9 protein-coding genes and 1 riboswitch are annotated in these 7,677 nt (G+C 31.1%); of the genes, 3 read left to right on the top strand and 6 right to left on the bottom strand.

The annotated features are described in order from the left end of the window. Positions 1-116: 116 nt before the first annotated feature. A complete protein-coding gene (locus KM800_RS03850; protein WP_217811887.1) occupies positions 117-1,028 on the top strand; it encodes a sensor histidine kinase in 912 nt (303 codons plus the stop codon). Between the two features lie 32 nt (positions 1,029-1,060). Here KM800_RS03850 and KM800_RS03845 read toward each other — a convergent pair whose 3' ends face one another. From KM800_RS03845 to KM800_RS03835, 3 genes are read right to left on the bottom strand one after another with little or no spacing between them, the layout of a single operon-like run. Beyond that, entirely contained in the window at positions 1,061-2,023 is a 963-nt protein-coding gene (locus KM800_RS03845; protein ID WP_217811886.1) for a DMT family transporter, read from the bottom strand. 30 nt (positions 2,024-2,053) lie between these two features. Beyond that, positions 2,054-2,413, bottom strand: coding sequence for a fluoride efflux transporter CrcB (gene crcB, locus KM800_RS03840; RefSeq protein ID WP_217811885.1), 360 nt, complete (start codon positions 2,411-2,413; stop codon positions 2,054-2,056). After that, the gene (locus tag KM800_RS03835; RefSeq protein WP_217811884.1) at positions 2,410-2,820 is read right to left on the bottom strand and encodes a fluoride efflux transporter FluC; all 411 of its coding nucleotides are present in this window, start codon (positions 2,818-2,820) and stop codon (positions 2,410-2,412) included. Before KM800_RS03835 ends, crcB begins: the two co-directional genes overlap by 4 nt. A gap of 57 nt (positions 2,821-2,877) precedes the next feature. Continuing rightward, a riboswitch (Fluoride riboswitch) is annotated at positions 2,878-2,942 on the bottom strand. Positions 2,943-3,074: 132 nt separating this feature from the next. Here KM800_RS03835 and KM800_RS03830 point away from each other — a divergent pair. Continuing rightward, on the top strand, positions 3,075-4,289 hold the full coding sequence (locus KM800_RS03830) for a DUF4434 domain-containing protein (RefSeq protein ID WP_217811883.1): 1,215 nt from the start codon (positions 3,075-3,077) through the stop codon (positions 4,287-4,289). An 11-nt stretch (positions 4,290-4,300) separates the two neighbouring features. Here the strand turns inward: KM800_RS03830 and KM800_RS03825 are convergent, their stop codons facing one another. After that, a complete protein-coding gene (locus tag KM800_RS03825) occupies positions 4,301-4,687 on the bottom strand; it encodes an ACT domain-containing protein (RefSeq protein ID WP_217811882.1) in 387 nt (128 codons plus the stop codon). 95 nt (positions 4,688-4,782) lie between these two features. Between KM800_RS03825 and KM800_RS03820 the strand changes: the two genes are divergently transcribed. Further along, positions 4,783-6,042 (top strand): hypothetical protein, encoded by a 1,260-nt coding sequence (locus KM800_RS03820; RefSeq protein ID WP_217811881.1) that lies wholly within the window; start codon positions 4,783-4,785, stop codon positions 6,040-6,042. Positions 6,043-6,104: 62 nt separating this feature from the next. Here KM800_RS03820 and KM800_RS03815 read toward each other — a convergent pair whose 3' ends face one another. Then, positions 6,105-6,902: a hypothetical protein gene (locus KM800_RS03815; protein ID WP_217811880.1), complete on the bottom strand. Its 798-nt coding sequence runs from the start codon at positions 6,900-6,902 to the stop codon at positions 6,105-6,107. A 10-nt stretch (positions 6,903-6,912) separates the two neighbouring features. Further along, positions 6,913-7,635, bottom strand: a complete 723-nt coding sequence (locus KM800_RS03810; protein WP_217811879.1) for a hypothetical protein — start codon at positions 7,633-7,635, stop codon at positions 6,913-6,915. Between the last annotated feature and the right edge of the window lie 42 nt (positions 7,636-7,677).

Raw genomic sequence — 7,677 nt, 5'->3', positions numbered from 1 at the left:
AACTATACTTAGGGGCTTAAGAGTTACAATTTTAGCATCCAGTTTGTTATTTTCAAAAAGAGATGTAGATTAATTTGCAATAAAAAGAAATGAGAAAACATTTTGAAGGAGTTAATATGGAAGATATTTGGGTAGTTACAACTTTTTTATTGATATTTATGTTTATCATATTTATTTTTTATCATCTGTATTACCGAATGAATATTAAGCATATTACAAGGCAACTAAAAGAAATTATGAATATAAAAGATACTAACCAGCTGCTGACAGTAGTGGCAAGACAAAGAGACATTTCAAATCTTGTTAATCAGATTAACAATTTAATGCGAGATATCAGATTGTCTCGTATACGAATTAAACGGCTAAATAAAAATTTTAGGCAGAGTATAACTAATATTTCACATGATTTGCGTACACCCCTTACAACTGCCAGTGGATACGTTCAAATGCTGCAGGCAAGTGCTCCAGATAGAGAACAACAAGAGTATCTGGCAATAGTATTGGAACGGCAGAATATGGTTAAGATATTACTGGAACAATTATTTGAATACGTACGTATTGAATCAGGGGAGATTATTTATAAACATATACCTATAGATGCAAAAAAAATTTTTATGGATACATTGGTCATGTATTATGATGATTTTTATAATAAGGATCAGGAACCAACTGTCCACTTACTGGAAAAACCATGTATAATATTAGGAGATGAACAAGGCGTAAAAAGAATATTTTCAAATATTTTATTTAATGCAATTGTACATGGTAAGGGAGAATATGATCTTGAAATTCAAGAATCAAAGGGTAATTATATATTTACTTTTTCCAATCTTAGTGAACCCATGACCAAAGATAATTTAGATTATATTTTTGAACGTTTTTACACAAAAGATAAATCCAGAAATAAAAAGACTACAGGATTAGGATTGTCAATAGCCAAAGAAATCACCAAACAGTTGAATGGAACAATAGATGCCTTTTATAATAATGGTAAATTCTCAATATCTATTTTATTTCCTAAAGTTTAATAAAACAGGTATTGAGAAAGTATAATTTTAATTTATTGTACATTTTCAGCTTTATATTTCTCTTTCTTTAAATTATTTATAACTCTCATATAATACAAAACACCTGATATAATAATTATAATACTTATCAATTCAATAAAATCCGGTAATTTTGATTCAAAGATAAAATAATAAACAAGTCCAAAAACAGTTTCACCTACAACCATCTGTCCTACTAAAGAGACAGGCAACCCAACAGATGCTTTATTCCAAAAAACTGCTCCCAGCCATGATACTGCAATTCCAAGAAATATGGAAATACACCAAAATTCAAAAGTACTGTTGTTAAAATTCATTAGTCTATTTATCGAAAAAGAATTTGGCATTATAATTTTAATTATCACTATAAAAACTGGAACAAGCAATAAAGTAGCTGCACCTGTAATTGTAGACCATACTTGAGGATTAATCCTTGAATTTTGTCTTAAAAAATTAGCATTTGCAACTGCATACCATGTCCAAACAAATAACGCAAATATACAGGATATAATTCCATATATATTAAATTTACTGTTGTTACCTAATGATGCAAAATTCATTAACAAACTACCACCTATGATAACAAGAATAGGAATAATCAATTTTTTAAATGAGATATCCTTGTTTGTAAGATTTCCATATAATGAAGTTGTAACAGGCAGCAATCCTATTATAAGTGTGGAAATTATGGAACCTGTTAACTTGATGGACAATGCCAGGAAAAAATAATAGCCTATATTTCCACAAAATGCAAACACTATAGCCTTTTTCCACATATTTATATCTATCAAATTTTTCCTGTTCTGAGTTTTTAAAAGTAGAATAGCCATGGAAAAAATCCCATATACAAGGTATCTGCCAACTGTTATTTCAATAGCAGTATAGTCTGATAATAAATTCGGTACTATGTATACAAATCCCCACATTGCATCAGCCATCAATGCAAAAAATATACTCCCGATAGATAATTTTGGCATAGTTCTCTCCCCCATCAATTTTTACATACTCTAAATAAAGAAATTCGTTATTTTATATCCTATCATATATGCTAAAATTCCAAATACAATGGTAATCAATATATAACTTATTGCATTTATCTTGCTATTTGTATCAAAAAGTTTTATTCCATCAAACATAAAAGTTGAAAATGTAGTATAGGCTCCTAAAAAACCATCACAGAGCAGAATATAAAATTTAGGATTCAAATTGGCTGCATTTAATACTCCTAAAACTAAGGCACCTGTTATATTTATAATAATTGTCCCTATTGGAAAGTATTTTCCAAGATGTTTCTGTATATATTGTCCTAAAGAATATCTGGTTAAACTACCAAACATGCCTCCCATACCTACAATTAGAAAGTTCATTTTATCAATTCCCTTCTGAATGATATACGCTTAATAATCTGCCTTGCACAAATAACTCCAACTGCTGAAAGAACAAGTCCAAACATCAAGGACATAAGTGTATATGATATTGCCTGCAGATAATATCCTTTTGAAAATATTGACCATATTTCCTTGCATATTGTGGAAAACGTAGTATATGCCCCTATCAAGCCTGTACATATCATAAGCTGGATATTGGAAGAACGGCTTAGTTTGTCCATCAAGATAGTAGTAATAAATGCAAGTAAAAAACTGCCTGTTAAATTTATAAAAAGTGTATTTATAGGAATTACTCCTGTGTAACTGTGGAATTTCAAACTTTCAATAAAATATCTTAAAATTGTACCTAAGAATCCACCTGCACATATATAAATATATTTTTTCATATCCTATATCTCCTTTTAAATTTTATCCAATATATAAAAAATGACCTCTACTATACAAATATAGTAGAAGTCATCAATCCCGGAAGAGATGGTTAAAGGTGAACTTCATCACCTAAGATACATTTATTGAAGTAATTATATCACATTGTTAAATTTAAATAAAGTGTAAATTCAAAGGATTAGTTCTATTAAACTGGAAAAAATCATACTTATTTTATAGAAGATATAAATAATTGAAAGGCTGAGAAATTCATATGGCTAGTAAAATTCTTTATAAAATCACTAATTTTCCACACGCATCGGGAACATTCATACAACCTGATATGGTACTTAACTGGGATGATGTAACATGGCAAAAAGAACTTTATTATTTAAAAGAAGTTAAAATGAGATATATTGTAATAAACAGTTTTATAGTCCAGAATCAAAAGATTAAAAAAATATATGATGGTTCATTTAAAAATGATGTAGTGGATATGTGCCTGAAGAACTGCCAAAAATCAGGTTTTAAAGTATTTTTTGGAATTGACTACAATACTATGTGGTGGAAGTTTGGGCCAAGAAATCCTTCTTTCCTATATGGACGGATTAAAAAATCAAATTTCATAATAAAAGAATTGTATGAGAAATACCATGAAAAATACAAGGATTCATTTTATGGGTGGTACTGGGTATATGAAGTTGATAATCTCAACTTTAGAAGTAAAGATGATTTTAAAATATTATCCACAGCTGTGAATATAAATTTAGACTACATGGAGGATAATAATATGCGACTGCCATTTATGATGTCTCCTTTTATGAACTCAAAATACTCCACACCTCAAGCTTACGCAGACAATTGGAAGCACTTTTTTAGCTTGACCAATTTTAAAAGAGGAGATATTTTTTGTCCACAGGACTCTGTAGGAGGCGGCGGACTTAAAATTAAAGAAGTCACAGACTGGTTTAGTGCCTTAAGCAAATCTGCCAAATCTAAAAGCGGACTTCTATTTTGGGCAAACGTTGAAACTTTCAACCATAATGACTGGTCAAGCGCCCCTATAAAGAGATTTATAAAACAGATGAGATTGGAATATCCATTTGTGGATAATATTATAACTTTTACCTACAGTCATTATTATAGTCCAAACAATATAAACAGGAGATTTCACAGAGCTTATAAAACATATTTATATCAGCATAAAATTCACAATAGAAGTCCTCATGCACCTAAATGGAGTAAGATCAATAAAACCAATACCGAAACTATCATCAATTGGGAAGTATCTGAAGATGCAGCATCATATAAACTATTCTGTAATGGCAGGAAAATATATTCTCCATCTGTACAGAGAAAATACGGCGGAAACAAAAACCAAACTTTGGGACAATTCAAATGTAAAAGCAGTTCTGACAATTCCAAATATGAAATTCAGGCTATGGACTTCTGGGGAAATGTATCAAAAAAAGTCACAATTGGCAAGTGACTTTTTTATAATTATACAATATTGTATTTTTGTTCAGATAGTGCTTCTACAGCATTATTTACATCTGCATCCCTAATGAGAATATAATCTGTATCATAGGTGGAAACAGCAAATATGCTTATTTTTCTCTCAGCCAATATTGAACTTATGGAAGCTAGAATTCCAATTAGAGAAAAATCCAATGGTCCCTCAATCTTTAAAATTCTCCAGTTCTTCTCACATTTTATATTCTCAGGGATATTTTTTTCAGAGCATACAATTGACATCTCGTCTGATGTTCTGGTTACAGAAAAAAACTCCCCTTTTTCTCCCCATTCAGGAACTGATGAAGTAGTGTCCAACCTGCAAACCCCATACTTGTCTTTTAACAATTTCAGAGTCAATATTTTTTCTTTCATTAATATATACACCTCCATGATATATATTATATACATATTTAGGTGGATTCAAGAGCATAATACTTTATATAAAAAATAATTTAAGGAGTGATAAAATGTTTAATCCATTTGACCAAAAGCCAATGCCACTTGAAGACACTATCATGGACTGGCAAACTATGTACCCAAAACCATATTCAAAACAGACTGTTGATCCATATACAAAAGTCCGTATCATATTGATGAATGGAATTGAGGTGGAAGCAGCTCTTTTCTCCCATCAATTCAACCGCCACTGCAACAACAACGATCTTCGTAGAGAACTTGCAATGATGCGCCGTGTGGAACAGCAGCAGCAAAAACACATCAACTGGTTGAAGCCTATTGATGAGACACAGCTTGAAACAACTATAGGATATGAACACGTTGCTGTAGATTTAACTGCCTGGCTTGCACAAAAAGAACCAAATTCCTACGTAAAACAGGCACTTGATTTTGCACTGCTGGAAGATTTCGATCATCTGTACCGCTACTCAAATCTACTGGATCTTGATGAAAACATTCCTGCAGAAAATCTTGTAAAAAAATATGTAGACATTACTCCAGGACGTCCAACTGTAGCAGAACACCGTTGTCCGGAAGAGGAGGCAAAACGCTTTGTTGACTTCAAAACAGCAGATATACGTACAAAATTAAGTACCATGATCATTACTGCAGGTGAACAGCAAACAATGAACTTCTACATGAATCTTGGTAATACATACTACAACGATATAGGTCGTCAGCTTTATCAGGAAATTGGAATGATAGAAGAACAGCACGTAAGCCATTACGGATCACTTATCGATCCAAACTGTACATGGCTGGAAAGTCTTCTGCTTCATGAATACATGGAGTGCTATCTATATTATTCATTCTACGAAGATGAAGTTGATCAAAATGTAAAATCCATTTGGGATCTTCATCTCCATCAGGAAATATCCCATCTGCATAAAGCTGCAGAGCTTCTGAACAAATATGAAAACAAACAGTGGGAACAGGTTGTTCCAGGTGCTTTTCCTGAATTGCTAAGATTCCATGACACAAGAGACTATGTAAGAGATACTCTTGCAAATCAAATTGATCTTACTGCAGATAAAGAGGATTTTAAAAATGTTCATGATCTTCCTTCAGATCACAGCTTTTTCTTTTATCAGAACAAAGTAAACCATGATATTTCCAAAGTGGCAAGTCATGTAGTAGTACAACAGCACCAGAGCAAAAAAGGTGAGGATTATCGTTCGGAATCCAAGCCTAATCCGGTAGCTGGCCTGTCAGATAGAAAACAGGACAATACTGAAATAGCAAGAACAAAGAAATCCATGTCAATGATTTAAAAATTATAGTATTTATTAAAAGTCAGCAGAGTTTTAAAATTCTGCTGATTTTTATATATCCTTTATAAAATGCTCTTTTTCCTAACAACAAGATATCCTGCTGTCACATTGACTATAATCAATATTATATTTAAGAAAATACTTCTAGCATAACATTGAATATTTGGTAATATATCCATAGTGGATGAATAGTTTAAAGGCGAAAGCACTCTTGGAACTGATCTATTCATATATAGTACTCCACTAATAAGGAACACAATAACTGCTATTATAAATACTTTTTCATTACTGCTGAATATTAAGTTTATAGTCTGAAAAAGTGTGGATATAGCTATAAATCCTGTTAATAAAATACATAGAATTATAATTTGAAATTCCTTGGGAGCCAAGCTGCTATTATAAAACTTAAGATAATAAATCTTAAGATATGAACTCCAAATATTAGTTGAAGGCAAAAATATCATGGAGATTAACTTCTGCATTCCAAAAAACAGTACTACATAAAATATATTCAATAAAATCAATGCTATTATTTTAGAACTCCACCACTTGAACCTGGAATCAGCCCTGCTTATCAACATTAAGTCCAATCCTTTATTGGTATTATTAATATTCTCAACTAAGAGAAGCAAAGTACATATGACTATTATCCATTTGATATACTGGAAAAGATTGAAATTTTGTTGTATTCCTCCACTTATTCTCACTAAAAAATCCAGTTGAGATGCTGTTACATTATTGAGTTTTGCATCATTTAGCATAAAAACAAGCTGTGAACTGTCCAAAAATAATAAAAGTATAATAACCAGTATAATGTTTTTGCCGATAGAATAAATCTGATTCAATACTAAATTCTTCATTTAGTCAACCTCATATTTTTAAATCTGATTTTATTTTGAACTTCTTTAAAAACAATCTGCATGAAAAATATCCACATATGAGAAGTATGCCGATCCAATACACGGCTATTACACCTAATGGATAATAAGGTTCAAATATAAATATTCCACACATCATTACGGGACTAAAAGCATAAATTGAAGGAACAGGTATTCCATTGTATATACCAAGCCCCAATATCAGATATATTATATATGGAAGCAATATTGCCTGAACCGAATTTTTCAATTTATTTGACAGCAGCATTCCAAATAATACTATAGCAGCTGCTATAAAACTAAATATTATCATGGTCATAAGTATATATAAATATGGAACCTGCATATACATTCCTCTCAGAAACAAAGGTGCCTTATCCAGATCTTTAGGAAGATAAAAAGGATGTGTGAAAACAGTATAAATAAATCCACATATTTGAAAAATCAATGCAACTACAAAAGCAACTATACCCACAGAAATGTTTTTGGCAAAAATATACTTTTTACAGTCTATCCTGGTCAAATAGAATTCAAGAAATCCTGTTTTCATATCCTGAATTAATGAATCACCTACTGTTAATAAAATTATTATGGGAAACACCATTGACATATAGCTATTAACTGTCCTTGCCATAACTTTTAAATAGGCCATGAAAAAATTATTATCTTCCATCATTAATTTATAGTAGTATGTAGAAGGAGGCAACTTAGGCAAATCTAATCCATCCAAATAAGATATATGTATATATACAGCCAT

The sequence above is a fragment of the Clostridium tyrobutyricum genome, assembly GCF_019144085.1.
Classification (GTDB): Bacteria; Bacillota; Clostridia; order Clostridiales; family Clostridiaceae; genus Clostridium_B; species Clostridium_B tyrobutyricum_A.
Note: the sequence above shows the minus strand (reverse complement) of the source record. Positions and strands in the feature narration are given on the sequence as shown.